The sequence below is a fragment of the Pantoea sp. C2G6 genome, from assembly GCF_051336815.1.
In the GTDB taxonomy this organism is placed as follows: domain Bacteria; phylum Pseudomonadota; class Gammaproteobacteria; order Enterobacterales; family Enterobacteriaceae; genus Pantoea.
In genome coordinates this window covers 125837-150755 of the sequence record NZ_JBGMNJ010000004.1, presented here as the reverse complement: position 1 = coordinate 150755, position 24919 = coordinate 125837, and the positions used below count along the sequence as shown (strand labels likewise).

The following is a 24919-nucleotide window of genomic DNA, read 5'->3' as shown; positions in this document are numbered from 1 at the left end:
ATCAGTGGGAGGTGTGTTCGGGGTAGAAGCGCTGGGCGACTTCCGGGTGAGAACGAAGCCGCCCTTTCAGATAATTCCAGCCGACTTCACGCAGCAGTGGGTTAAGCGGATCGCTCTCGGGTCCCTGCGCCAGACCTGCCAGCGAAGGGGGTAACTGATAGATCGGCACCACCGCATCAAGCTGAGCGCCGAGGAAAAAGGCGATCGATAGCCGTTCGCTGCGCTGGGCGGGTGACACCACGCGATGCACGGTGGCGCGCAGATAGCCGTTGGTCGCCAGCTCCAGCAGTTCGCCGATATTGACGACAAACGCACCGGGCCGCGGCGCGGCGTCGATCCAGCGATCCGGGCTGACCTCCACCTGTAATCCCGGCTGATCGTCCTGCAACAGCATGGTCAGAAAGCCCGAATCTTTATGCGCGCCGACGCCCTGCCGTGATTCACCGTCACCGCGTCCCGGATAGCGGATCAGTTTGATGTGCTCGTTGGGATAGTCACCGTAGAGATTATCGAAAGCGTTGCGCGGCAGATGCAGCGCCTCGGCAAAGGCGCGCAGCAGCTCCAGTGCCACCGCCGTCATCTGCTGCTGCCAGTGCGTGACCACCTTCTGTAGCTCGGGCAGCGCCTCCGGCCATTGATTCGGGCCCTGCATCCGCTGCCAGGTCGGGGAGTCCGGGGTAATCGGCAGCGCCTCCCGCTCCGCGCCAATATCAAACTGCTCGCGATAGTCGGGCTGACTGCGGGTGATCTCGACTCCCGCCTGGTTATAGCCGCGAAAGTGGGGGGAGTTGGCCATCGCCACCGACAGTTTATCCGGCTGCGGCAGGGCAAAAAAGGCGCGCGCCACGCGCTGAACGCTCGCGGATAACGCACTGTCGATGCCGTGGTGCGTTAAATAGAAAAAACCGACCTCACGCGCCGCCTGGCTTAATTTTTCCAGACTCTGTTGGCGATCGGGTGAACGATCGGAGAGTGAAGCGAAGTTAATGACCGGCAGCTCTGAAAAGGTTAAGGCGCTCATGATGGGTACTCAGTTAACAGGGAATAGCCCTACCCTGCCACTGGATTGCGCCGTTAACTACCAACTAATCCTGCTATGGATATGCGGGACCCGGCAATATCGCCGCGCCGGTTCTGAATCAGCACCAGCGATAATCAGAGTAAATTGCCCTATTTTGTTGCCAGGTATTTATACAGGTAAGCAGCAATGAACAAGCAGGCCATGCTGCATTTGTCAGGAAACGCAGTTATTCCGGCTGAAAACTTGCAATAACTTACATTCGTGGTCTATGGTTTGGCGGCTGCGGTTATTTACCGCTTCACTTAAAAATTATTCGGCTTCTTATAGCTTTCATTTCCACGGTTTCTTCTGATCATCATTGCGGCTGCGAAAGCTATAAGACTCCTTTACTGAAGCACCTGAGGAGAATATGGACACCAGAAACTCATCGTCTGAACATCCAAAGAAACATTTCTGGAACAGGAAGCAGAAAGAGCTGACTGTTGATGACATTACCGTAATCGATAACGACATGCTAAAGCGTGCCGTGGGCGCTGCCGCGCTGGGTAATGCGATGGAGTGGTTCGATTTTGGCGTGTACAGCTACCTCGCCGTGATTATCGGCAAGGTCTTTTTCCCGGATGCCAACAACGCGGTTCAGCTGATCGCCACCTTTGGTACTTTTGCGGCGGCCTTCCTGGTGCGGCCCATCGGCGGTCTGGTGTTTGGTCCGCTGGGCGACCGCATCGGCCGACAAAAAGTGCTGGCGATGACCATGGTGATGATGGCGATCGGGACTTTCTGTATCGGTCTGATCCCCGCCTATTCGTCAATCGGCATCATGGCACCGATCCTGCTGCTGGTAGCGCGTCTGGTGCAGGGCTTCTCAACCGGCGGAGAATATGGCGGTGCCGCCACCTTTATCGCGGAGTACTCCACCGATAAACGCCGTGGCTTTATGGGCAGCTTCCTGGAGTTCGGTACGCTGGGGGGCTACCTGCTGGGTGCCTGTCTGGTGACGGTGATGACCACGGTCATGTCGAACGAGGCGATGATGTCCTGGGGCTGGCGCGTGCCGTTCTTTATCGCCGCGCCGCTGGGCCTGTTCGGGCTCTATGTGCGCCTGAAACTGGAAGAGACGCCGGCGTTCCAGCAGCATATGGAGAAGCAGGAGGCGCTGGAGCAGAGTAAGCCGCGTCTGACGCTGTTGCAGATGCTCAGCAAATACCGTGTGCCGATGCTGAAATGTATCGGTCTGGTGCTGCTGTTCAACGTCTCTAACTATATGCTGACGTCGTACATGCCGAGCTATCTGACCGGTGTGCTGGGGCTGCCAGAGCTGAGCGGCCTGCTGCTGGTGATGGTGGCGATGTTTGTGATGATGCCGCTGACGCTGCTGTGGGGACGCTGGACTGACCGCATCGGTCGTCGTCCGGTGATTGGCTTTGGGGCCGTGGGTCTGATCCTGTTCGCCATTCCGAGCTTTATGCTGATCGGTTCCGGTAATCTGTGGGCGGTGTTTGGCGGCCTGCTGATCCTGGGCGTGCTGCACACCTGCTTCAGCGGCACCATGCCTTCAACGCTGCCCGCGCTGTTTACCACCGATATTCGCTATAGCGCGCTGGCAATTGGTTTTAACCTCTCCGTCTCGCTGTTTGGCGGTACCACACCGCTGATCACCGCGTGGCTGGTGGACACCACCAAAAACAACATGATGCCAGCCTACTATATGATGGGGGCCGGTGTGATTGGCCTGCTGACTATCCTCACGGTGCGGGAAAGCGCCCGTCAGCCGCTGACCGGATCATCACCGGCGGTAGCGACCAAAGCGGAGGCGCATCGACTGATCGATAAGCTGCGCAAACGCCCGAAGAAGCCCTCAGCGGCTCCGGTAAAATAACCCCTGAACACCCTGCCTGTGCAGGGTGTTTTTTTATCTGCCGCCACTATTCGTTGCTGAACCGGCCGACGGTGCTCGCCGCGCCCAGCGCATGCCCTTTAAGCTGGGCGACCAACTCCGCCTGGGTTAATCCCGCTTTCAGCTGCCCGACGGGTAAATCGGTGGCGATCAGCACAAAGTTATAGTGATGCAGACCGCTGCCGGCAGGCGGGCAAGGCCCATAATAGTGCTGCGTGCCCGGCGTGTTTTTGCCACCGGTGTAGCCTTTGCCCTGCGTCAGCGCCCCCTGCGCAAAGGAGGTCTGGCCCGGCGCGATGTTATAGGCCACCAGATGCGTGACGCCGAGACCTTTGGCCCCCACCGGATCGGTCATCAGCAGCGCCAGACTGCGGGTGCCAGCGGGCAGAGCCCTCCAGTTGAGTTCAGGTGAGATATTCTCGCCGGTACAGGCGGGATTACTTTTATTGGCACCGGCAAATTTTTTATCCAGTAGCGCATTATCGCTGAAGTCGTTGGATTGCAGCGTAAAGACCGACGCTGCCAGCGTGGTCATCGGTAAAACCGCCAACAGGGTTGCACAAACTAATTTTTTCACCCGCCACTCCTTTTCTGATAAACGATACCCGGCAGAGAACCTGACCGGACGACGTTGCTGCCTGTTTACTATAACGGGTTTGACCGGGTCCGCTGCCCGCCGGGTGAGGAATTGTGTTTGATGTCAACCCGGAAGGGCGTTTCAAAGACGCGCCGTGGTTGCAGATGATGAATGCCCGCCATGAGCAATCGGGAGAAGTTAGCAATTGCGTCAAGATGGTGTTGCTAATAATGCCGGGGCTCAATCAACTGTTCGTCTTAACACGAATGTATATTTTAGAAGTTGAAAGTCAGAAGCCGGCAACGCTTAACTGCTGTTCTTTTGTTAATTTTAATTTCATCAAAACCGCTGCTGTTTTTATTAAAAACCGGAATTAAGCCAAAATATTAAAAATATGGGTTGCCGAATGACAACCCTAAAATGATATTGTTAGTTACTACGCTATAACTCTTTGTTGTTAATTGACTTTTCAGCTAATGGTTCAGCAATAGTGAACAGCACCAAGAGACAAAGAGAAGATCCTAAAGCCATAAGTCCGAATACATGCCCCCAGGTGTAGTGGTCAAGCAAATAGCCAGCGATAAGAGGAAACAATGCACCACCTAGTTGCCCACCAGTATTAATCACCGCTCCTGCAACCGGAAAGACTTCTTTTGTCGTCAGTGCCATCGGATAGACCATATAAGCAGAGAAGCCAAGGTTAAATAAAATCCCTGTCAGAAATAGCAAAGGTCCAAGTATCATGGGGTTATCAGGCGAATTAATGAGAATAGACATCATGATGATTGTCGCCATGGCCGATAGCATCATCAGGGGTTTGCGCCGCTTATCGAGAATGCGGTCAGAGCACCAACCTCCAATCATATTACCTATAATGGCTCCAATCCACGGCGTAGATGCCAGCATGCCCATTGTGGCAATCGAAAAACCTTTTTCATTCATCAGATAGGTAGGGATCCATGCCAGTAAAACATTGACTATACCCATCATAAAGAAATAACCGAGCATACTTCCAATAATATTCCATGATCGAAAAACGTCTTTTGATGAACTAATTATCGTGACATCACTGACCCGGATAAATCTATCAAGCCTGGCGAAACCATTGGCTTTGACAAGACCGGGCTGATTAGATTTCGGTATAACAGGACCTGTTTTTTCTTCTATTAAAGCGATCTCTGACTCTGAACAAAAAGGACTTTCCTGAGGGGTATCAGGTACGAATAAATACCATAGAACGCTAAGAAAAATGCCAGGAATGGCGAAGAAAAAGAATACATAATGCCAGCTGTAGTGATAAAGGATTAAAGCGCAAACTGGAGGCACCAACACTGGTCCAAATTTGGCCGCTGACAGGAAAATGGCAGTAACAATCCCTTTTTCTCGTGTCGGGAACCAGCGATTAATAGTGGAAGTGATACCTATTGGTAAGGGACCTTCTGCCAGGCCCAGTATAAAGCGGGAAAATTTCAGCGCGAAGATTGATGACGAAACACCTATTAACCCTGTGGCTATTGAGGTCAGGATCATCGAAAGTGAGAATATTTTTCGCACGCCAAATTTTGAGTACAGGAAACCACTGGGTATCTGAGCAAGGGCATAAGCGAAAAGAAACAAACTTGCAAGCGCTCCGGCCTCAGTATTGGACATATGAAAGTCATTCCGTATGAAGGGTAAAACCACCCCTATATTGGCTCTATCCGCTGCTGCAATGGTGTAAATGAGAAAGATGAGTGTAGTTATCACCCAGCGAAACTTACTGTTTTTTTTGAAAATAGTCATGGGTATTAACTCCTGATTCTATGAGAACTTTTTCATCTTATTAAAAACTTTATTATAACTTTTACATCAAACCCTGATTTAATATAGCGCTACCCGGCCTGGATAAAAAACAGCTCACCAACCCGATTTATCAGCTAATATCGACGCTTTGTTATTCGTTTTTTAACTCACCCCCTGATGCGATTTAATATCTTCACTCGCTGTCACACTAAAAATAAAACGAATACAGCTAAGATAATCCGAAATTAAGCATTCGGCGTCGAAAACGCATCCATAGTGCTGACAGGCAAAGAATTAAAATAGATCGCCCACTTCAATATAGTTCCAGAAATGCGCAACAAAATTAATGTTACCCAGGAAAAATAACAAATTTTAATGATATTTAGACATGTTTTATCAATACTTAAATTCATGTTTAAGCATTTTTTATGGTTGTAACGATTCAAAACAATGAGTTATCGCTGAAACTTATCCAGCTAAAATATGTTAACCAGCGCAAGGAGGTGTATTTATATTTATGTTTTTGCCAACTGCGTCACAATTTCATAACATGCTAATAAGTGATGCAGATAAGGTAATCATCATTATGATGTCCAAATGAACTATGTTTCATTTTTATTAAAGGAAGCATGAGTAAAATGCCACCACTTATATAGTAAGAATAGTAATGCCAGCCTCTCTGCTTGCAGATAATATAAAACCCATTATAATGAAACTTAAAGAGCTTTATATTAAATTGATCTCTTAGAGACCAAAAAGGAACTTATCGAAGCTACAGCATTTTTTTGCAATTTCTGCAATCTGAGGAATAATGCCCTGTTCGCGGTCTGCCCGATAAATCGCGCTATATCTGATAAGAGGCAGCCCGGGTTTAAAGTCGAGATCTCGAAGTATTCCTTTTTCCAATAAAGGCATTAATGGACGTCGGGGAAGATAAGTAATACCCATACCGGCAACCGTAAGTCCAATCTGGGCAAAGAGATTATTACAAACGATATTTCGGTCAAACTTTATGCCTCTCATTGAAAAATATCTCTCATATATTAGCCCTGTTCCGGATGTTGGTCCCTGAACAAAAAATGGATACTTTGCTGCTTCTTCGATATTAATTTTCTCATCAGACGAGATTAGCGTCGTTGATGACATCCACGAGTTTTCTACGCTGCTCAAAAGGCACGCCTTAAGCCGGACGTCGTCGTACATGTCAGGTGCAATAATCAGATCAAGCCTGTCATTCTGAACTGAATCGTATAAAACGGGAGAGGCATCTACCGTAGGAACTATCTGGACTCGGGGATAGACCTCCCTGATTTTCTGAATGAGCTCAGGTAGCCAGGTAAGTGATGTCAGCTCCGTGACGCCCAACCGGACTTCAGAAATTAATAGCTGGCTACTACTGATCTTCTCCAGTAGGTGATTTCTCTTCTCTACCAACTCCTGACTGTAAAAAAGCAGCTCTCTGCCTTTTTCTGTCAGCCGGGCATTTCTGCTTGATCGATCAAAAACTTCAATAGCAAATGAATCTTCGAGTTCATGTATTCGCTTTGATATTGCAGACTGAGTCATATTCAGCTTATTTGCTGCCGCCTCAAAACTACCCAGTTTAACTATCCATATCAGTGCATCCATCTGTTTGAATGTTATCACTTTTTAGCTCCGAAAGATGATTGATTGATAATTCATATTTTGCTCAGTAATCGCTACTGCTCTTCTGAGACTGAGTTATCCAGGTTAAAGGACCTTTCTGAGTCAGGGGAGCGAAGTAAATCCCTACTGAGATCACATAACTGACATATGAGATTCCTATGTCCTGTCCTGTAAAAGCATTTTTGTTGCCTCACCATGACTTACAGGCGAAAGACACAATCACATAACTTAATGAAAAATAACAACTTTACTCTAATCTCATTTTTTACATGAAAAAAAGTGTTCATTAACTATATCAAAATATCGCTAAAAACAATCTTTTAGGGCAGATAGTATCAGATATAACCAATTTGTTAACCAAATGTTAAAAAGAGGTCTTTATGTCTATACCGGGAAGCCAGGTTAATCCATCCGCCATCCCCCTTAGTAAGGATGAACGTAACTTATTTAAAGACGTTGTGACCCCGCATCTTAGCGACAATATGTCACGGAATATCGGGATTAGCGGTCTACAACGATTTAACAAAACTGGAAAGCTGATCGGGACTGCATTGACCGTTAAGGTCAGAGGCGGAGATAACCTTCTGGTTTATAAAGCGATGACCATGATTAAAGAAGGTCACGTGTTGGTCATTGATGCACAGGGCGATACCAATAACGCCATTATTGGCGAGCTAATCAAACTGGAGTGTCTTCGCAGGGGGTGTGCAGGGTTCGTGGTAAATGGCGCTATCCGCGATGTTGCCTCTTTTGAAAATACACCGCTGTATGCAAAAAGTATCACTCATAAAGGGCCATTTAAAACCGGTCCTGGTGAAATCAACGTGCCTGTCAGCATCGGTGGTCAGGTGATCTGTCCCGGGGATATCATCATCGGAGACGAGGACGGCATCGTGAATTTTGCATATCAATTTAAGGATGAACTTCTCGCGCTTGCCGCTCAACATGCGCAGAAAGAAAACGCTGTAAAAGAAATGATTGCATCAGGTCAGGAAGAGCAGAGCTGGTACACAGACCTGCTGCGTGAAAAGGGATATTTGTAATGGAAATGAATAAACGGGTAGCGCAGAGATTAAAAAGTATTAAGCCATCGCCCAGCATTGCAGCGAACGAACTTGTCACGCAACTTCGGGCCGACGGTTTTAATATCATTAACTTCACTATCGGTGAGCCTGATTTTGATACACCTGAGCATATTGTCACAGCGACCATAGAAGCCCTTAAAAACTCGGAGACTCATTACACGCCCGCAGCAGGTACAGTTGCCCTGCGTAAGGCAATTTGTAAGAAACTCGAGCGTGATAATGGTCTCCACTATGAATTAAACGAAATTGTCTGCGGTAGCGGTGGAAAACACATCATCTTTCACGCATTCGCTTCCACGCTGGATAAAGATGACGAAGTCATTATTCATGCTCCTTACTGGGTGTCATACCCGGACCTTGCCGTTCTTAATGAAGGCACACCGATTATAATAAAGGGTAATGAATCCAACGGCTTTAAGCTTACGGCTGAGCAACTGGAAGAGCGCATATCGGCAAACACCCGCTGGGTGGTGCTAAACTACCCGAACAATCCTACGGGTGCGGTATACAGTGCTGATGAACTTATGGCGCTGGCTCAGGTGCTGCGAAAATACCCTGATGTGCTCATCATGCTTGATGAGATTTATGAGCACTTTGTCTACGGAGAATCAGAACACCTCTCACTGGCGGCTACAGCACCAGACCTAAAAGAACGGATCCTCATCATTAACGGGGCCTCAAAGGGATATGCAATGACGGGTTGGCGCCTTGGATTTGGTGCGGGACCAGAGTGGCTGACCAGCGCTATAACCAAACTGATATCCCAGACAACTACCTGCCCGAGTTCAGTAAGCCAGGCGGCTGCCGTGGCGGCATTCGCAGGTGACCAGCAGCCCGTAAAAGATATGCTCGCCATATATACCTTGCGCAGAAAGCGCATTGTCGAACTACTCAGCGATTTGCCTGGCCTCAGTTTTGACCCACCAGCCGGTGCGTTTTACCTTTTTATTAATGTGGCCGGCTTAATCGGTAAATTAAAACCTAATGGGCAACGCATCACCTCAGACGATGACGTTGTTGAGTATTTTCTGCGTGATGCAGGTGTAGCAACCGTTACAGGCAAAGCATACGGACTCTCACCCTATTTACGCATTTCCTTCGCAAGTTCGGTTGAAGTCATTGAGGAAGGATGCAGGAGACTCAAAACGGCTATTGCATTACTTCGTTAGCAGTCGCTTAATTACCAACCAACACCGGGTGATAAATACATGAAAAAGCCAATAATTCCACTTGTATGGCAAATTGTTATCGGCCTCGTTGCAGGTATTGCCATAGGCTACCTGCTGAATATATATCCCACGCATAGTGAGTGGATCGTAGCACAAGTATTAAAGCCAGCAGGTGACATATTCATTAAATTAATGAAAATGATCGTTATTCCGGTTGTGTTTTCGTGCCTTGTCGTGGGTATTGCAGGCCATTCTGACAGTAAAGCTGTGGGTAGAATGGGGCTTAAAACTATTTTTTATTTCTTGTGTGTGACAACTACCGCCATTATCGTGGGCCTTATTGTAGGCAATGTGGTTAAACCTGGTGCAGGAGCGGACCTGTCATCAATGGTGCAGCATCAGGTCAGTGTCAGTACTCCTGCTTCTGCCAATCATGGTTTTGGACAGGTTATCCTGAGCATTATTCCTGATAATGTTATTGACGCAATGGCAAAAGGAAATCTTTTACCGGTAATTTTCTTTGCCGTGATGTTTGGTATTGGCATTGCCTCTCTGGAAAATGAGAAGAAAACAAGCGTGGTTAATTTCTTCTCGGCCGTAGCTGACGGTATGTTCAAAGTTACGGGGATGATCATGGCATATTCCCCAATTGGAATATTTGGCATGATTGCGGTTACGGTGACCGATTTCGGCGTGGCTTCTTTACTCCCGCTGGTTAAACTGATTGCCACAACTTATATTACCGCCATCCTTTTCGTTATCATTGTATTTGGACTGATAGCTCGTTCTGTTGGCATTAATATATTTACCGTCATCCGATTCATTAAAGATGAACTTATTCTTGCTTTTTCCAGCGCCAGCTCAACATCCGTCCTTCCGCAACTGATTCTTAAAACGCAAAAGTTTGGGGTAGATAAAACAGTTTCAGGGTTTGTCATTCCTACGGGGTACTCATTTAATCTTGATGGAGCATCCCTTTTTCTTGGGATCGGCACGCTTTTCATTGCTCAAATCTATGGTATTCATCTGAGTCTGGCAGATCAAATGATGCTTGTTGTCACGATGGTTATCACTTCTAAAGGTGCTGCTGGTGTCCCTGGTTTTATGTTCGTCATCCTTTCCGCCACGCTATCTAGTGCAGGGATTCCGCTAGAAGGAATTGCTTTCATTGCCGGGGTTTATCGCTTAATGGATATGCCAAATACCGCTCTTAACGTGTTGGGAAATACCCTGGCCCCTATTGTAATAGCAAAGTGGGAAAACAAGTTCAACGACACCAGTCACGCTAGTGCGGTGAAAAAATCCAGAATTACTCTTTCGAATGAATGAAAGTAAATCTTAGTGAGTCAACTTTCATATAGTTAAGATTAAGATTTTATGGCGTGAAAAACCTACCCTAAGCAGGTGGAGAGGATGGTGCCTCATCTGGATGTCGATCTGAATGAAGTCATTGCACTCTCTGCCTGGGCGATGGTGAAAGTTACCGCGCTCAACCGCCCAGACCTTTGGTCTGGTTGGCTCATTAGGTGGCATTTTCCTGCATCCTGTTAGCTGATCCCGGAGAGCGGCCGCGTTGCTCCCGACACGCTTACCCGATATAAGTTAACGGCTCGTTCGCCTTTTACTGAATCACGGTCACTGATAAGTGGACACTATGCAGATTGAAGATCTTCGGATTTACGTGGCGGTGATACATGCCGGTAATTTCACCGCCGCGGCAGAGCAGCTGATGTTATCGAAGCAGTATGTCAGCCGCCGCATGGCCGCGCTGGAAGCCTCGCTGGGCGCGCGGCTGCTGATCCGCAATACCCGGAAGCTCTCCGTCACCGACGCCGGTTTGCTGTTTGCCCGCCACGCGCAGCGTATTCTGGATGAGATTCAGGATGCGGAACTGGCGGTGTCGGAGCAGCGCCAGGCGCTGCGCGGCTCATTTCGCATTAATCTGCCGATGTCATTTGGTATGAGTCACCTCTCGCCGCTGATTGCTGAATTCCTGAGTCACCATCCCGCCTTACAGTTTCAGATTGAGCTGGCCGACCGCTATGTGGATGTGATTGGCGAAGGCGTGGATATGGCGATCCGCATCGGCACGCTTGCCGACTCCACGCTGATAGCCCGCCCGCTGGGGGAGCTGAAACGGGTGATCTGTTGCAGTCCGGCCTATTCAGCCCGGGCAGGCATCCCGCAGCAGCCGGATCAGTTGCTGCAACACGCCTGTCTGCGCTATGGCCGTGAAGGCCAGAATGGCTGGGAACTGCGGGTCGATGGCAAACCGAAGTGGCTGGCGGTTCAGGGGCCGATGGTGAGTAACAATGGTGAGGTTTTGCGGGACGCGGCCCTGGCCGGATTGGGGCTGGTGCTGTTGCCAGAGTTTATTGTCGGCCCGGCGCTGCAACGCGGTGAGCTGGTGAGAGTGCTTGAAGGATTTCAGCCACCGGCTCTCGCCCTGAACGCGGTTTACCCGCAGCACCGTCAGCGCAGCGAAGTAAACCGTCAGTTTCTGGCCTTCTTACAGGTGCGATTAACGCCTTAACGCCTCAGCCATCCCGCCGCTGCTCAGAGGCTGTTGAGCGCAGCAAAGACGCGGGCGACGGCGACAGCTCCGGGATCGGGCACGCCGTTGAGATTAGCGCTGTTGAGATAAGATGAGCGACCCGCTTTGGCCTGGCCCATGCTGGCGGTTGCGTCACTGCCCTGCTGCGCCGCATCGGCCGCCGCGGCCAGCGGTTTCCCCGCCACCAGCGCCTCAATCGCCGGTTGCAGCGCATCGATCAGGGTACGATCGCCGGGCTTCGCCCCGCCATACTCTTTCATCTTTTCCAGCCCCTGTTGCAGGGCGGCGGGCAGCGCATCGCCCTCTGCCAGCTGCTGAGCGGCGGCGGTGAAAAAGATCGCCATCAGTACCCCGCTGGAACCGCCCATTACCGTCGCCAGCCGCTCCCCCACCACCGCCAGCAGCTCGGGTAAGGCGTTCAGCGGCAGATGCCGATCCGCGCATTCGCGCTTAATCTGGCGCGCCCCGGCGGCAAAAGTCGAACCGGTGTCACCGTCGCCGACCTGCGCATCCAGCTTATTCAATTCGCTTTCGCTGGCGATCAGCGTGTCACAGATGGCGTTCACGCTGCGCGCCACCGCCGGATTGTCGGAGGGCTGCGCCCGGTGCTCACTCGCCTGTTTTGTTGCTTTAACCGATTGCAACGGCGTAATTTTCACGGCGTTGACCCAGCCGGTCACTTCTACAGGGGCGCAGATCGCCTCTTCAAACAGCGGCGTCAGCGTCATACAGGTCACGGAGTAGCCTTTCATATCCAGCGCCGTCATCAGTGGTGCCGGGCCAATCAGATAATCGCAACCCTGGCTGAGTGGCGACTCAATCAGGTCACGTGTCACCAGACTCATCTCCAGTGCGGACATCCCGCCGAGATTATTCACAAGCAGCGCGCGCGGCTGATCGTGCTCCGGCATCACTTTCTCCAGCAGCGCCTGTGCGATCTGCTGGCTGTTTTGTGTCTTCAGCTGATCAATGCCGGGTTCACCGTGTATCCCCAGACCAATCTCAACGCTGCCTGGCGGCACCCGTTCTCCGCTCTCCTCATCCGGCAGATGACAGCTTGAGAGCGCGACGCCCATGGTGGCGATAGCGCGACTGGCTGCTTCAGCCGCTTCGGTCACTGCCGCCAGATCCTCTCCCCGTTCAGCGACGAAGCCCGCCACTTTATGCACCAGCAGCGTGCCCGCCACGCCGCGCGGCTGAGGATTGTCCGGCAGGGCGACATCATCGCCGACGATCACCATATTGACGTGGAAGCCCGCTTTACGCGCCTTCTCTGCCGCCAGGCCAAAGTTCAGCCGATCGCCGGTATAGTTTTTGACGATCAGCAGGCATCCCGCCTCGCCGGTCAGATGGATTATCGCGTTATAGACCGCGTCAACGCTGGGCGAAGCGAAGACATCACCACAGACGGCCGCCGTCAGCATGCCTTTGCCAATGAAACCGGCGTGGGCCGGTTCATGGCCGGAACCGCCACCGGAGATCAGCGCCACCTGCTGTTTCTGCCAGTCCTTGCGCATCACGATGCGGATATGCGGGTCAACCTCCAGCCGGACCAGATTGCCCCACGGGCTGGCGTAAATCATGCCATCTAACGCACTGTCGACGAGATCATCCTTTTTATTCATTACGAATCGGGTCATGTCTTGATTCCTCTTTGGCGTGTCGGTTTGCTGATGATGAAGTGTTGCACACATCCGGCGATGCGGGGAGATCCAGCGCCCTGTGCACTAAGCCGCGCGTGCGAAATTTTTCCCGGGCGCTGAAGCCCGCCGGAATAAGCGAAGCGGCTTTCTGCTAATCGATTGATTTGTATCAAATCCCTTAACCTGGAACTGCGATGTTCTGAACAGCACCGCGTGAAAGGATCGCGGATGGTAAAAATTCATTGATTAACAGAGGAAGTTTTAATGACCCAACGTATGATTCTGAATGAAACCGCCTGGTTTGGTATTGGCGCTTTGCGTCATCTGCCGGAAGAGGTGCAGCGTCGTGGGATGCGTAAAGCGCTCATCGTCACCGATAAAGCGCTGGTCGCGGCGGGTGCGCTGAAGCGGGTCACCGATCTGCTGGCGCAGCACCAGCTTGAGTGGGCGCTCTATGATGAAGTGGTGCCCAATCCCACGATTCGGATCGTGCAGCAGGGCGTTGCGGTGTTTAAGCAGTCTGGCGCGGACTACCTGATCGCCATCGGTGGCGGCTCGCCGCAGGACACCAGCAAAGCGATTGGGATTATTATTAATAATCCTGAGTTTGAAGATGTGCGCAGCCTGGAAGGGGTCGCGCCCACCCGCCATCCGAGTGTGCCGATCATCGCTATCCCGACCACCGCGGGCACCGCGGCGGAAGTCACCATCAACTACGTGATCACCGACGAGGAGAATCGCCGGAAATTTGTCTGTGTTGATCCGCATGACATCCCCAAAGTCGCGATTATCGACGCGGAGATGATGGCGAGCATGCCAGCGTCGCTTAAAGCCGCGACCGGTATTGATGCCCTGACCCACGCCATTGAGGGTTACATCACGCGCGGAGCCTGGGCCTTAACCGATATGCTGCACCTGAAAGCGATTGCGATTATCAGCCAGTCACTGCGCGACTCGGTCGCGGGAAACATTGAGGCGGTCGAGTTGATGGCACTGGGGCAATATGTCGCGGGCATGGGCTTCTCCAACGTCGGACTGGGTCTGGTACATGGCATGGCGCACCCGCTGGGCGCGTTCTATAACGTCCCGCACGGCGTGGCGAATGCCATTTTGTTGCCGCAGGTGATGGCATGGAACGCCCCGGCTACCGGCGACAAATATCGCGATATAGCCCGCGCGATGGGGGTGAATCAGGTCGATTCGCTGACGCTGGATCAGGCACGCGACGCCGCTGTCAGCGCGGTGCGTCAGCTCTGCCGGGATGTTGGCATTCCCGCTTCGCTGCGTGAGGTGGGATTGCAGGAGGCGGATATTCCGGCCCTGGCACAGGCGGCCCTGGATGATGTCTGCACCGGCGGCAATCCGCGCCAGCCTGCGCTGGAAGATGTGATGGCGCTTTATCGTCAGAGCTGATCCTGGCCCGGCGTTAAGTCACCCAATCAGGCCCGCCGCGATGGCGGGCTTTTTTTTGACCTGAGCACCGTGGCGTTGTCACGGAAACAGCCGATATTCGCCCGCGTTTCTTTAATGGTGCAGCGGGCGGCGGGCAACGGCTGCAATCCATTTTCCCGGTGGGTTTTCAGCCTGAAATCGCCAAAGGGGTGGCGAATCCCCGCCGAGCGCATCATGCGCGTGACAACGTAATTTCTTTAGATTCGAAAGGCTGTAGCCCTTGATCTGGATCACAAAAATCCGCATGATGCGCAGCGAAAACCTCAATGATGCTGCGGAGATCTCAATGACACTGTACCAGGGTATGCTGATTTTTTATGCCGTCGTTGCATTGGTCGCTACGCTTATCACTTTCTTTATCGCCAAAGATAAGCTGAGCATCAAACTGCTGAGCGCTTTTCTGGTTGGTGCAACCTGGCCGATGAGTTTTCCTGTGGCGCTGATGTTCGCCCTGTTCTGATCACGCCTGCTCTCATCTCAGCCAATCCTCTGCGCCGCAGACCGGCAGCGTAACGCCCCGCCAGGCCGTGACCCGGCTCTCAGGCTGCACATCTTAAGGCTTTACTCTGCGCTGCCTGCTCAGTAGAGTAGCGCCGGTTAAACATGGTGCGTACACCTTAATCTGACTCACCTCCCGCAGCGCGGCTGCTTTCGATGATCCCTGCCATGATGCCTGAACAACACCCAGCAAAACCTCATGCTGCGCTTTCCAGCGCCTCGTTTTTCCTGTTCGTACTGCTGCTTACCGCAGCCAACCTGCGTGCGCCGATCACTGCCGCAGGGCCGGTGTTACAGGATATTCGCCAGACCTTTGGACTCAGCGCCGGTGAAGCCGGTCTGTTCAACTTTATTCCGCTGATGCTGTTTGCCCTGCTCGCGCCGCTGGCCGGCTGGCTGGGAAACCGACTCGGGCTGGAGCGCAGCTTATGGGGCGCACTCTGCCTGATCACCGCCGGTTCGCTGCTGCGCTGGCAGCCTGCGGAAGTGGCGCTGTGGGGCGGCACGCTGCTGTTGAGCGCGGGTATCGCCGCCGCCAATGTCCTGTTGCCGCCGCTGATTAAACGTGACTTTACGGCCCACACCGCCCGCTATATCGGTCTTTATGCCGCTACCATGTCAATTACCGCCAGCCTGGCGACCGGTGTCGCGGTGCCGCTCAGTCAGCTCTCAACCGCGGGCTGGCGTCTTTCTCTGGTGGTCTGGGCGCTGCCGGGCGTGGTTGCCCTGCTGGTCTGGCTGCCGCTGTTGCGACGCCGTCCTTCAGCGTCAGCGCCCGCTGCCGTGGCGGTTACACAGCGGCATCCGTGGCGCTCGACCGGTGGCTGGCAGATCGCGCTGTTTATGGCGCTGCAATCACTGGCCTTCTATACCCTGATCGACTGGTTTACCGCATTCGCTCAGGATAGTGGCTTTAGCCAGGCGCGTGCTGGCTGGCTGCTATTCTGGTATCAGGCGGTCTCCATTGTGGCCAACCTCGGCTGCATGATGGCGCTGAAGCGGGTTAGTGATGCCCGCCTGCTGGCCTTTATCGCCTCATCCGGCATCTTCCTGGGCATCGTGGGTCTGCTGTTGAAACCGCAGTGGGCCGCGATCTGGCTGACGCTGGCCGGGCTGGGCGCCGGTGCGTCACTGGTGCTCTGTCTGGCGCTGTTTAATCTGCGCAGCCGCAGCCATCGTCAGGCCTCGCAGCTGTCGGGGATGGCTCAGTGCGTTGGCTATGGGCTGGCGGCACTCGGCCCGCTGTTTTTTGGCGTCCTGCATGAGCAGAGCGGTAACTGGACGCTGCCCTTCAGCGTGCTGGCGCTGCTGAGCCTGTTACAGATTCTGCTGGCACCGCTGGCGGCACAGTCAAAACCGATAAGCTGAAGCGGCCCGCGCGCCGCTGTCACATCTTAAGAAAATCAGACTTGCTTCGCCGGTCGCGGATCGCCATCATCCCCGGCCAGTGATGATTGACGGGAGAAGAGTACGTGTCCGAACTGAGTAATGGTCTGCTACAGGAAGTGCTGGACCAGGTGCGCCCGCTGGTGCATCAGGGAAAGGTGGCGAACTATATTCCGGCGCTGGCCGATGTCGCCGCTGACCATCTGGGGATTGCGATCTGTCTGCCTGATGGCACGCTCTATCAGGCAGGCGACGCTGAGACGCGCTTTTCGATTCAGTCGATTTCCAAAGTGCTGTCGCTGACGGTGGCGCTGACCCGTTATGAGGACAGCGAAATCTGGCAGCGGGTCGGCAAAGAGCCGTCGGGCCAGCCGTTTAACTCACTGGTGCAGCTGGAGCTGGAGCAGGGCAAACCGCGCAATCCGTTTATCAACGCCGGGGCGCTGGTGATCTGCGATCTGCTGGAAACCCGGCTGACCGCGCCGCGTCAGCGTATGCTGGAGATTGTGCGTCAGCTGAGCCAGCAGCCCGACATCAACTACGACCGCCACGTCGCCCGCTCTGAGTTTGACCACTCCGCCCGCAATGCAGCCATCGCCTGGCTTATGAAGTCATTTGGTAATTTCGATAACGATGTTACCAGCGTAATGCAGACCTATTTTCACTACTGCTCGCTTTCAATGAACTGCATTGAACTGGCGCGCAGCTTTGTCTATCTGGCGAATCAGGGCCGGACGCTGGAAGGTAACGCGATGATCACGCCGCGCCAGGCACGGCAGATCAACGCTCTGATGATGACCAGCGGTATGTATGATGGTGCGGGCGAATTCGCCTGGCGCGTCGGAATGCCCGCCAAATCGGGCGTGGGCGGCGGGATCATCGCGATGATCCCCGGCGAGATGAGCATTGCGGTCTGGTCGCCAGGACTGGATAGCGCAGGCAACTCGCTGGCTGGTACCGCCGTACTGGAGTTGCTGACGGAGAAGCTGGAGCGCTCAATTTTCTGAGTCAGCACATGTTATGCATCACCTGGCCTGGGTGAAAAGGGGTGAGGCCCTTGCAGCTTGCGCCCCGCTCTGGCGTTAAATCAGCGTGGATGGCAGAGAGACTCAGCTGATCAGGTGGTGTCTGGCTCAGAAGCAGGTTCATGTTAACATGAGGTTAACTACTCACTGCGGATGTGAATAACCTGCCTGACATGAAATGAGCGTAACTGCGTTCAATGAGGTGGATGAATGGGTTCTGACAGTTAACAGGGAAAATTTCATTGAGACGACTCACAGGAATCTGGCTTCTGCTTCTTCCACTCTGCTCTCAGGCGACCAGCGAAACGCTCTATCGCAGCCTGATACAGCAGTCACTCAATCAGCAGTCTCTCTGCCTCGGCGAAAAACAGTGGCCGGTATCAATAACCCCAGGCCATGACCGCTGGATTAACGCCAAAATGGAGGCGCTGGTGGATGCCGGGCTGTTGACCTCCGAGGTAACTGCGGACAGAAAAACCTGGAGACTGACCCCTTATGGTCAGGCATCGTTCAATAAGCATCACGACTTCTGCTACGGCACCCTGCGAGTCAAAAATATAGCGACGATTTCAACCGATACGTCAGGCGTCACGACGGTAACCTTTACCTATAATGTGCACAATTTGCCTGCGTGGGCAGAAAATCACTCCGTGCGCGTGGCTAACACCGATCTTGATAATCTGGTGATGGGCATTAATAAGGTGCGTTATCAGGCCCTGTTCAGCATGGACCGTCATCATCATCCCCGTCTTATCAGTGAGCCTGAACAGCTTGATTTGCTCTATTAGCCGCTATACCTGACAGCCGCTGCCTCGCGGGTTTCCGCTTGCATCTTGTTCATTCAGACGCTTTGCGCAGCGGAAAGAGGTGGATCATATTGGCGGCAGGTCACAGTCGAGTGAACAGAGTATCTGCCACATGCCGTAGAATGCGGGGAAAGTCCACTTCTGGAACAAAGCGGACAATCCTTCCCATTCCTTTGCCGGTCAGGGTAAGTCATACATGGCGTAAAGAAACAGTACAATCGCCAATAAGCTCAATACGTTGTACAAAGATAATCGTCATGGCTTCATCTAAATTTTGACACTTAACAGTGTTTTAAACCTTATTTGAGGTTTACCAGCGTACCGCAAGATTCCATTTCGGCAATTTTCTCAGCATCAGCTGCTAATTGCTCCCTGTCAGAGTTGAACAACACTACTCTTCCATAAGAAGTGACAAGGTCGACAGTTTTACTAATATAATCGCCGGGTTTATATTTACAAACGGTAAATCCATAGCTCTTAAGCAGACCGCACCTTGACTCAATATTAACTTCCTTAAGATTACCCGCATCGGGGGAGCTGAGGAAATACTCCAGCGCATAGCTTTTCAATGATGGGCTCATAGCTGTCTTATCCGTAAACTCGCCCGGTGAGATGCGAGCCATAAGACTCAAATCGATGAGTGAATGAGAATTACAGTCTTCAACAAGGCGCGGGCCGAGTCCACCATGCATACGCGCTCCTGATTCGACAAGTACCGGGCCGGTAGCAGACATAATAATCTCATTATGGGATGTACCATTACGAATGCCCAGTGAGGTGAGTACCGACTTGATATAACTGATAAGAGCTGGATGTTCCTCAAGCGGCTCTGTGATCATCTGACGATAGATCGGTACACCATTAATTTCCTGCTTTACATATCTGAATATGTTCACTACGAAGTGCTGACCAAAACTACTGACAGCATCGACGACATACTCTGTCCCTACAACTTTCTGTTCGATAAGGAGTTCAGCGTTTTTACTGCCCGAATAATCAAACGTATCAATCAACTTATTGAAGGCACTTTCGACCGCTGATATGTCTTTGCAGAAAAAAACACCTTCTGTACCAAAAGAACTGACCGGCTTAATCACATATTCATCAAACTGGTTTTTCGTACACCATTGCAGGATATCTTTAAGATTTCCGGATTTATAATGCGGGATATATTTTATGTCATCCTTCATCAGCTGATGCTGCATCAGATACTTGTCGCGCCGTGCATGACTAAGTTCAAATACATTAGGCAATAACTGCCAGTGTTCACACAATTGATCAAAAACAAGTACGCCGGGCTCGGAGCCACAAATAATAAAGTCAGGTTGTTTTCCAAGAGTCGACTCAATTTCTTGAACTGTTTCCAGGTGTGAATAATATTTGAAAACCATAGAGAAATCTTCCTCGATAAATGAGGAAAGAATGGCCTGAGGAAGATTTGGATTAGTGATCAAAGCAACAACATCATAACCATAAAGCGATTTTATTCTGCTTGCAAAGACAGAACCACTTGAAAAGGGATCTACAATTAAAACGCATTTATTATTTTTCATTCTTTCATCCTTAATTTTTAATCAGATTATGTCAATTACCGCGTTTTCAGAAGGAAATGAACAACAAGCGAGATGTATTTTCTCAGATTTATCTTTTGCAGACAGACAGAAATCTGGTTCACTTCTTACTTCTCCGCTATGAAGTCTGAACTTGCAACTCCCGCAAATACCTGAACGACACATATTTCTGATTGAGACGTTGTGGCTAATGAGATTATCCAAAACGGTTAAACCAGAATCTACCGAAATTACTTTACCCATAGATTTCAACGTAATTTCTTTTTTATGGGTATCTGATTCCACAATATGATCTAATGACCTACCGGAACTAAACGCCTCAACAGCAATAAGAGCCTGAGGGAATCTCGTACTTACAGCAGTAACCATTGACTGTGCAAAATCAGCGCCGCCACAAACTATTGCTGATTCAGGCACCCCTTTAATCTCATCAATAGATAAATCGATTCTTCCTGCTCTTACAAAATCACTGGATTTATCGAGCCTGACCCGGGTGACGTGGATGCGCATCGAGAACCAGCCACATTGTGTATGTAAATCCAGTAACTCGTTCAGGCAAGGCACCGACCCCAGATCGTGACAACTTAGTATCAGCTGCACAAAGACTCCGGGAGCACTGTAACCATAAGATTTAAAGCATTCTCTTATAAGTGCCATAGGAAGTGTTATTCCAACACCGCCGGCTATCAGAAGCACATTTTTCTTATTTTTGATGGTATTAAAGGTTATATTACCTCCTCGCCCCGAAATGTTTACTTCTTTTCTTTGTTGCAATAATCGGCTGATAACATTTGATGCACTACCTGCGCCTCTATCTTCAATGATGAATTCATAAAATTTTCCCTGCTCAGCAGACACCAGTGTATAGCAACGCTGGAGAGAGTTATTATCCCCATTATCGAAGTTAAAAACAAAATACTCACCAGGTAAGGCATTATCAGCCATTATATCTGTATCGCTCACAGGCATCAGGCGGAATGATTTCATCCTTGCTGTCAGTAAGGATGCTTCTTCGCAGACAAGTTTCATTGACTAGACTACCTTATAGGCCTATTCTGGAAATTACTGTTTCAGCTGAATCGAGATAAATATTTATCTCATTACATCGCTCTGTTTCAGAAATAATTTCTCTGGCATAGGGCATTCCTGAGAGCCTGAAAACTGTTTCCCATGCACCTAACTCGTTATCAGCAAAAAGATCCGCTGTTTTAAGCATGGTGTCCCGAAGATATTTCCGCTCGGCAGAGCCAAGATCGCGAACAATATCATAAGCCACATAGCTGAAAACGCTTGAATGACTCCATTCGTCCTCAGCATGCACTCGGGTAACTTCATGGCATATTCTCTGGATAGAGCGGTCTTCAGCCATCACTTTAAGATAATCTGTTATGAGTGTTTCACTGGCACATGCCACTGCAAAACGTGTCAGTCTCCGCTGCCACTCAGCACTACATCCGGCTAGCATTTCTCGACGCCAGTTTATGAGATTAAAATCTGTATAGTTAAGCGGCTCAAGTTTTCGGCGGTCATAAATATAATTACATGCCATTACTGACATTCTTGTATGCAGGGCTTCATCAAGTAGAGCTTCGGACATGACGTCCTGAAGATCTGCCCTGTTCGGTGAGTTTACTGGCGGACACTTGATTATGTCTTCACAGGCTGGTGTAACGATGTCGCATTCAATATAAATTGTTTTTAAATTGTATATACCCCAGGCATAAGAAAAACAGTTGGCCTTAACTTCTTCAGGCGCTTCCTTCCAGGCATCATGCTGTCTGAACGGCAGTAAAGACTCACAAAAATCTTTTTTAGTATGGTCAAATTCGAGATCTGAATACTCAAGCTGAGATTTATTAACAGCCGCTCTGTTTTTCCAAAGCGCAGATAACTTCTTCAGCATAAGGGCGACATTTTCACTGTCGGGCACTGCAAATTCAGCGGACATAAATTACTCCTTTAACTTTTGACTGCCAGATTAATGTTCTTTTTTTACTCTGATGAAACTCATAAAAATAGCGCCTGAAAGCGCTAAAACAGCGGATATAATTAAAGCATTCTCCCAATGCCCGCCATCCAGCAGGTCGCCGTATACCATCGCCGACAGAGCGCTGCCCAGATAAAAGGCGAGCTGCCTGATACTGGTTGACAGAAGAGTTCTGTCTTTTGAAAAACCTGTTATAGCCAGCGTATCAAGTAGCGGCATGAGACAATAATTCAGTAACAGTCTTAAAAAGTATAATGTAATGAAGATTGCCACAGGAACATGTAGCGTTTGAAAGAACAAACACCCGGCCGTCATGATGCCAGCTATTACTACTGCTGGTTTCAGAGAAAAGCGCTTTACAAGCATTGGAGCAAACAGTGCTCCAACGATACTGACGACTTTATCCCCTCCCATAATCAATGATATTTCACTAATATTCATCGAATAAGCAAGGTTAAAGATAATATTAACGAATCGGAAGATAAGTGTTATCGACGCTCCCAGCAGCGAAGCAGCAATAAACAGAATAATAAAGTTCCCCCACTCCATATTTTTAGCGCTCTTAAATCGACGCTCATCACTTCCCGGTTCATTTATTCCCCGGATGGACTTAATACGGAAATAAATCATCAGCAATGCGGAAATGAACGAGGCAAAAAGGATGACCTGATAATTTCGTAATTCTGTGGCCTGCGAGTAGTGAGTAATAGCACTGACTGCGACAGAACCTGACATAGCAGCACCCAGATAGGAGACGAAGAAACAGCTAAACAACGCCGTTCTGCTTCCTGCATCAATGTTTGACCCCATGAGTGAATTACCCAGCGAAAGCTGTGCAATCATCCCGGAAAGAATTAAACCAAGTGTGAAAGCACTGGCCCATACGGTGGTTAGTACAGGAAGAAAAATAAAGGGTAAAGCATAGAAGAATGAGAAAATCAGCAGGAGCTTCTTCTGAGATACCCGTCGACTGGCAAAAATTAATGGAATTACCGCTGCTGCCATCATCGCCATAGCGACTGCATAAATGTGTCCAGTATTTGTTTTATCAATACCACGTGCTTCCAGATAGAAATTATAAACAGCATCAAACATGCCATTACTCAGACCCATCAGGAAGGTTGCCGCCAAAAAACTATGTGCAGCTGATCCAAATTTTTTTACTTCCCGAAACATATTTAATCGCGTCCCTGAGCTTTTATTAAGTTAATTCCTGTAAAGCTCTCAAACAGAGATTCACCTTCAGACCATTCACCATATCCTGCTGCGGTATGAATATGTCCCGCCCCGCTAAACTCCCGGGTTTCACATCCCCATTGCTCCGCAAGTGTGCGCGCGCGAGTCACGCTGAGATGCTCGTCATTATCACTGTGAATGAGCAGGCTGCGGTATCTTAAGCGGGATGTGGGCAATGAGCGCTGCTGCCTGATCGGCTCAATCGCCGTTTCGGCGTCAACATCCGCAGGTGCAACCAAAATCAGGGATTTAACACGTGGGCATGAATGAGCAGCAGCCCATTGAGCCACTGTAACAGCCCCACAGCTATGACCCAGAAGAACTATGTCACCCCGGGTCCCGGCTATTACCTGGTTTAGTCTTTCAACCCATAAAGAGGATGGCGAGTTCCAGTCATCCTGAAGAACGCGCAGAACATTACTGTATTTCTTCTCAATAAAAGACTGCCAGTGATCCGGGCCTGAATTTGTATATCCGGGAACAATGAGATAGGTAGTGGTCATCAGTTTCTCGTATAAGTTACGTTGTCAGGGGAGATGTTAATTCCAAATCTGGAGGACAGAAGCAATAACAACTCTTCTTTATCAGCAATTTCATAAGAGGTCGATGTCAGACCGCTAACTTCAGTAAATGTATTGTTTCTGATACTTATCCGGCCGCTATCGGTTGGAAGACTCGCAACTCTGTAAGTTTTAAGAATACTTTCAGGTGAAAAAAGAGTATAGAAATAGGCCATATCAATATCCGGCGGAAAAATCGCTACATCCTGAAATGAGTAAATGTCTTCCCAAACCGCATCAGCCCTGCTCTTTTCTTTGATAGAAACAATCCAGCCATGCTCATGATCGCATCTGACTCGGGATGACAGAAAATCATCTTCATGAATGAATCCGTTTTTAAGCAATAAAAGCCCACGTGGCCCTTTGGCTCCAAATCCGACGTCAAAAATCCATCGCTCGTTATCCTTGTTCACCAAAAAAAGCTGATGCGTTGCAGGTGACATATGTGGGATGAGAACTCTGGCCATTCGGATTTGAAAATCGACTGCAAAGTGCTTAAAAACGTCCTGTAGTAAGACAGAAAATTCGAAGCAAATCCCCCCTCTATTGTTAAGTATTATTTTATTGGCGACAGTTTCACTATTAAGGCTGATTTCTGAGCCACCATGCATGCCAAAGTTTTCGAATGGCACTGTAAAGAAGTGAGCTCTGTGCAGAGTCGAAAGACAAAAACCACCATTTTCGAATTTATCTTTTATTTTCAGCTTTCTAAGATAAGCCGGCATGTCCTTCACAAACTTTTCCTTATGTACTGATTAGCCTTCTATGTGAGTCCCCTCACATTCCGGGAAGAGACATTAAGAGCAAAACTTTACAAAACAACATAATTATCACCGTGAATTATTAAAAAGTCTTAAACTTTTCTTAATAACTCCAGTAAGCGTTTATAAAAAACAGATGAGTTCATGTAAATCTATGTAAAGCAGGCTTATTTCCCGATCTCAAGCATATATTCACGTAGCGTATAAATTGACTGCTTAACATGCATGCACGCAGCAAGAAGCCCACCATCAAAATGTTGCA

The 24919-nt window shown here is 50.0% G+C and carries 22 protein-coding genes; 11 read left to right on the top strand and 11 right to left on the bottom strand.

Features of this window, described 5'->3' with window-relative positions:
- Position 1 precedes the first annotated feature (1 nt).
- Entirely contained in the window at positions 2–1021 is a 1020-nt protein-coding gene (locus ACCW71_RS08115) for an isopenicillin N synthase family dioxygenase (protein ID WP_436370676.1), read from the bottom strand.
- Positions 1022–1430: 409 nt separating this feature from the next.
- On the opposite strand from ACCW71_RS08115, the gene proP reads away from it, so the two are divergent.
- Positions 1431–2900, top strand: a complete 1470-nt coding sequence (gene proP, locus ACCW71_RS08110) for a glycine betaine/L-proline transporter ProP (protein WP_436370675.1) — start codon at positions 1431–1433, stop codon at positions 2898–2900.
- A 46-nt stretch (positions 2901–2946) separates the two neighbouring features.
- Here the strand turns inward: proP and ACCW71_RS08105 are convergent, their stop codons facing one another.
- The gene (locus tag ACCW71_RS08105; protein ID WP_436370674.1) at positions 2947–3495 is read right to left on the bottom strand and encodes a YbhB/YbcL family Raf kinase inhibitor-like protein; all 549 of its coding nucleotides are present in this window, start codon (positions 3493–3495) and stop codon (positions 2947–2949) included.
- Between the two features lie 113 nt (positions 3496–3608).
- Here ACCW71_RS08105 and ACCW71_RS08100 point away from each other — a divergent pair, with 113 nt between their 5' ends.
- Positions 3609–3872: a hypothetical protein gene (locus ACCW71_RS08100; RefSeq protein WP_436370673.1), complete on the top strand. Its 264-nt coding sequence runs from the start codon at positions 3609–3611 to the stop codon at positions 3870–3872.
- A 64-nt stretch (positions 3873–3936) separates the two neighbouring features.
- Here the strand turns inward: ACCW71_RS08100 and ACCW71_RS08095 are convergent, their stop codons facing one another.
- Together ACCW71_RS08095 and ACCW71_RS08090 are read right to left on the bottom strand one after the other, a co-directional pair.
- Entirely contained in the window at positions 3937–5277 is a 1341-nt protein-coding gene (locus ACCW71_RS08095) for an MFS transporter (protein WP_436370672.1), read from the bottom strand.
- A 744-nt stretch (positions 5278–6021) separates the two neighbouring features.
- Positions 6022–6924 (bottom strand): LysR family transcriptional regulator, encoded by a 903-nt coding sequence (locus ACCW71_RS08090; protein ID WP_436370671.1) that lies wholly within the window; start codon positions 6922–6924, stop codon positions 6022–6024.
- A 380-nt stretch (positions 6925–7304) separates the two neighbouring features.
- On the opposite strand from ACCW71_RS08090, the gene ACCW71_RS08085 reads away from it, so the two are divergent.
- The 4 genes from ACCW71_RS08085 (at position 7305) to ACCW71_RS08070 (ending at position 11711) form a co-directional block, all read left to right on the top strand.
- Positions 7305–7967 carry an RraA family protein gene (locus ACCW71_RS08085; protein ID WP_436370670.1) on the top strand — a complete coding sequence of 221 codons (663 nt, stop codon included), beginning with the start codon at positions 7305–7307 and terminating at the stop codon, positions 7965–7967.
- Entirely contained in the window at positions 7967–9178 is a 1212-nt protein-coding gene (locus tag ACCW71_RS08080; protein WP_436370669.1) for an aminotransferase class I/II-fold pyridoxal phosphate-dependent enzyme, read from the top strand. Before ACCW71_RS08085 ends, ACCW71_RS08080 begins: the two co-directional genes overlap by 1 nt.
- A 39-nt stretch (positions 9179–9217) precedes the next feature.
- Positions 9218–10507: a cation:dicarboxylate symporter family transporter gene (locus tag ACCW71_RS08075; RefSeq protein WP_436370668.1), complete on the top strand. Its 1290-nt coding sequence runs from the start codon at positions 9218–9220 to the stop codon at positions 10505–10507.
- A 325-nt stretch (positions 10508–10832) separates the two neighbouring features.
- Positions 10833–11711 (top strand): LysR family transcriptional regulator, encoded by an 879-nt coding sequence (locus tag ACCW71_RS08070; RefSeq protein WP_436370667.1) that lies wholly within the window; start codon positions 10833–10835, stop codon positions 11709–11711.
- 23 nt (positions 11712–11734) lie between these two features.
- Here ACCW71_RS08070 and ACCW71_RS08065 read toward each other — a convergent pair whose 3' ends face one another.
- Complete coding sequence (locus ACCW71_RS08065; protein WP_436370666.1) at positions 11735–13372, bottom strand: dihydroxyacetone kinase subunit DhaK; 1638 nt, start codon at positions 13370–13372, stop codon at positions 11735–11737.
- A 267-nt stretch (positions 13373–13639) separates the two neighbouring features.
- On the opposite strand from ACCW71_RS08065, the gene fucO reads away from it, so the two are divergent.
- The 5 genes from fucO to ACCW71_RS08040 all read left to right on the top strand — a co-directional run bounded on the left by fucO (position 13640) and on the right by ACCW71_RS08040 (position 18524).
- Positions 13640–14788 (top strand): lactaldehyde reductase, encoded by a 1149-nt coding sequence (fucO, locus tag ACCW71_RS08060; protein WP_436370665.1) that lies wholly within the window; start codon positions 13640–13642, stop codon positions 14786–14788.
- 325 nt (positions 14789–15113) lie between these two features.
- Positions 15114–15287, top strand: coding sequence for a GhoT/OrtT family toxin (locus ACCW71_RS08055; protein ID WP_008924737.1), 174 nt, complete (start codon positions 15114–15116; stop codon positions 15285–15287).
- 206 nt (positions 15288–15493) lie between these two features.
- Complete coding sequence (locus tag ACCW71_RS08050; protein ID WP_436370664.1) at positions 15494–16693, top strand: CynX/NimT family MFS transporter; 1200 nt, start codon at positions 15494–15496, stop codon at positions 16691–16693.
- Between the two features lie 104 nt (positions 16694–16797).
- Complete coding sequence (gene glsB / locus ACCW71_RS08045; protein ID WP_436370663.1) at positions 16798–17718, top strand: glutaminase B; 921 nt, start codon at positions 16798–16800, stop codon at positions 17716–17718.
- Between the two features lie 260 nt (positions 17719–17978).
- On the top strand, positions 17979–18524 hold the full coding sequence (locus ACCW71_RS08040; protein ID WP_436370662.1) for a CpmK protein: 546 nt from the start codon (positions 17979–17981) through the stop codon (positions 18522–18524).
- A 317-nt stretch (positions 18525–18841) separates the two neighbouring features.
- Here ACCW71_RS08040 and ACCW71_RS08035 read toward each other — a convergent pair whose 3' ends face one another.
- Genes ACCW71_RS08035 through ACCW71_RS08010 form a run of 6 tightly spaced genes read right to left on the bottom strand, consistent with a single transcriptional unit; the run spans position 18842 to position 24621 of the window.
- Positions 18842–20095, bottom strand: a complete 1254-nt coding sequence (locus ACCW71_RS08035) for an ATP-grasp domain-containing protein (protein WP_436370661.1) — start codon at positions 20093–20095, stop codon at positions 18842–18844.
- Between the two features lie 21 nt (positions 20096–20116).
- Positions 20117–21142 carry a 2Fe-2S iron-sulfur cluster-binding protein gene (locus ACCW71_RS08030; protein ID WP_436370660.1) on the bottom strand — a complete coding sequence of 342 codons (1026 nt, stop codon included), beginning with the start codon at positions 21140–21142 and terminating at the stop codon, positions 20117–20119.
- Positions 21143–21155: 13 nt separating this feature from the next.
- Positions 21156–22061, bottom strand: coding sequence for a diiron oxygenase (locus ACCW71_RS08025; protein ID WP_436370659.1), 906 nt, complete (start codon positions 22059–22061; stop codon positions 21156–21158).
- Between the two features lie 30 nt (positions 22062–22091).
- Entirely contained in the window at positions 22092–23276 is a 1185-nt protein-coding gene (locus ACCW71_RS08020) for an MFS transporter (protein WP_436370658.1), read from the bottom strand.
- 2 nt (positions 23277–23278) lie between these two features.
- Entirely contained in the window at positions 23279–23839 is a 561-nt protein-coding gene (locus tag ACCW71_RS08015) for an RBBP9/YdeN family alpha/beta hydrolase (protein WP_436370657.1), read from the bottom strand.
- Positions 23839–24621, bottom strand: coding sequence for an arylamine N-acetyltransferase family protein (locus ACCW71_RS08010; protein ID WP_436370792.1), 783 nt, complete (start codon positions 24619–24621; stop codon positions 23839–23841). The genes ACCW71_RS08015 and ACCW71_RS08010 overlap by 1 nt, the downstream gene beginning before the upstream one ends.
- Between the last annotated feature and the right edge of the window lie 298 nt (positions 24622–24919).

Excerpts from the sequence above, each read along its gene's own strand:
- ACCW71_RS08020 (WP_436370658.1), bottom strand. The coding sequence starts at position 23,276 with ATGTTTCGGGAAGTAAAAAAATTTGGATCAGCTGCACATAGTTTTTTG.
- ACCW71_RS08055 (WP_008924737.1), top strand. The coding sequence starts at position 15,114 with ATGACACTGTACCAGGGTATGCTGATTTTTTATGCCGTCGTTGCATTG.
- ACCW71_RS08080 (WP_436370669.1), top strand. The coding sequence starts at position 7,967 with ATGGAAATGAATAAACGGGTAGCGCAGAGATTAAAAAGTATTAAGCCA.
- fucO (WP_436370665.1), top strand. The coding sequence starts at position 13,640 with ATGACCCAACGTATGATTCTGAATGAAACCGCCTGGTTTGGTATTGGC.
- ACCW71_RS08115 (WP_436370676.1), bottom strand. The coding sequence starts at position 1,021 with ATGAGCGCCTTAACCTTTTCAGAGCTGCCGGTCATTAACTTCGCTTCA.
- ACCW71_RS08070 (WP_436370667.1), top strand. The coding sequence starts at position 10,833 with ATGCAGATTGAAGATCTTCGGATTTACGTGGCGGTGATACATGCCGGT.
- ACCW71_RS08035 (WP_436370661.1), bottom strand. The coding sequence starts at position 20,095 with ATGAAAAATAATAAATGCGTTTTAATTGTAGATCCCTTTTCAAGTGGT.
- ACCW71_RS08095 (WP_436370672.1), bottom strand. The coding sequence starts at position 5,277 with ATGACTATTTTCAAAAAAAACAGTAAGTTTCGCTGGGTGATAACTACA.
- ACCW71_RS08010 (WP_436370792.1), bottom strand. The coding sequence starts at position 24,621 with ATGCCGGCTTATCTTAGAAAGCTGAAAATAAAAGATAAATTCGAAAAT.
- ACCW71_RS08030 (WP_436370660.1), bottom strand. The coding sequence starts at position 21,142 with ATGAAACTTGTCTGCGAAGAAGCATCCTTACTGACAGCAAGGATGAAA.
- ACCW71_RS08025 (WP_436370659.1), bottom strand. The coding sequence starts at position 22,061 with ATGTCCGCTGAATTTGCAGTGCCCGACAGTGAAAATGTCGCCCTTATG.
- ACCW71_RS08075 (WP_436370668.1), top strand. The coding sequence starts at position 9,218 with ATGAAAAAGCCAATAATTCCACTTGTATGGCAAATTGTTATCGGCCTC.
- ACCW71_RS08015 (WP_436370657.1), bottom strand. The coding sequence starts at position 23,839 with ATGACCACTACCTATCTCATTGTTCCCGGATATACAAATTCAGGCCCG.
- ACCW71_RS08085 (WP_436370670.1), top strand. The coding sequence starts at position 7,305 with ATGTCTATACCGGGAAGCCAGGTTAATCCATCCGCCATCCCCCTTAGT.
- ACCW71_RS08065 (WP_436370666.1), bottom strand. The coding sequence starts at position 13,372 with ATGACCCGATTCGTAATGAATAAAAAGGATGATCTCGTCGACAGTGCG.
- proP (WP_436370675.1), top strand. The coding sequence starts at position 1,431 with ATGGACACCAGAAACTCATCGTCTGAACATCCAAAGAAACATTTCTGG.
- ACCW71_RS08050 (WP_436370664.1), top strand. The coding sequence starts at position 15,494 with ATGATGCCTGAACAACACCCAGCAAAACCTCATGCTGCGCTTTCCAGC.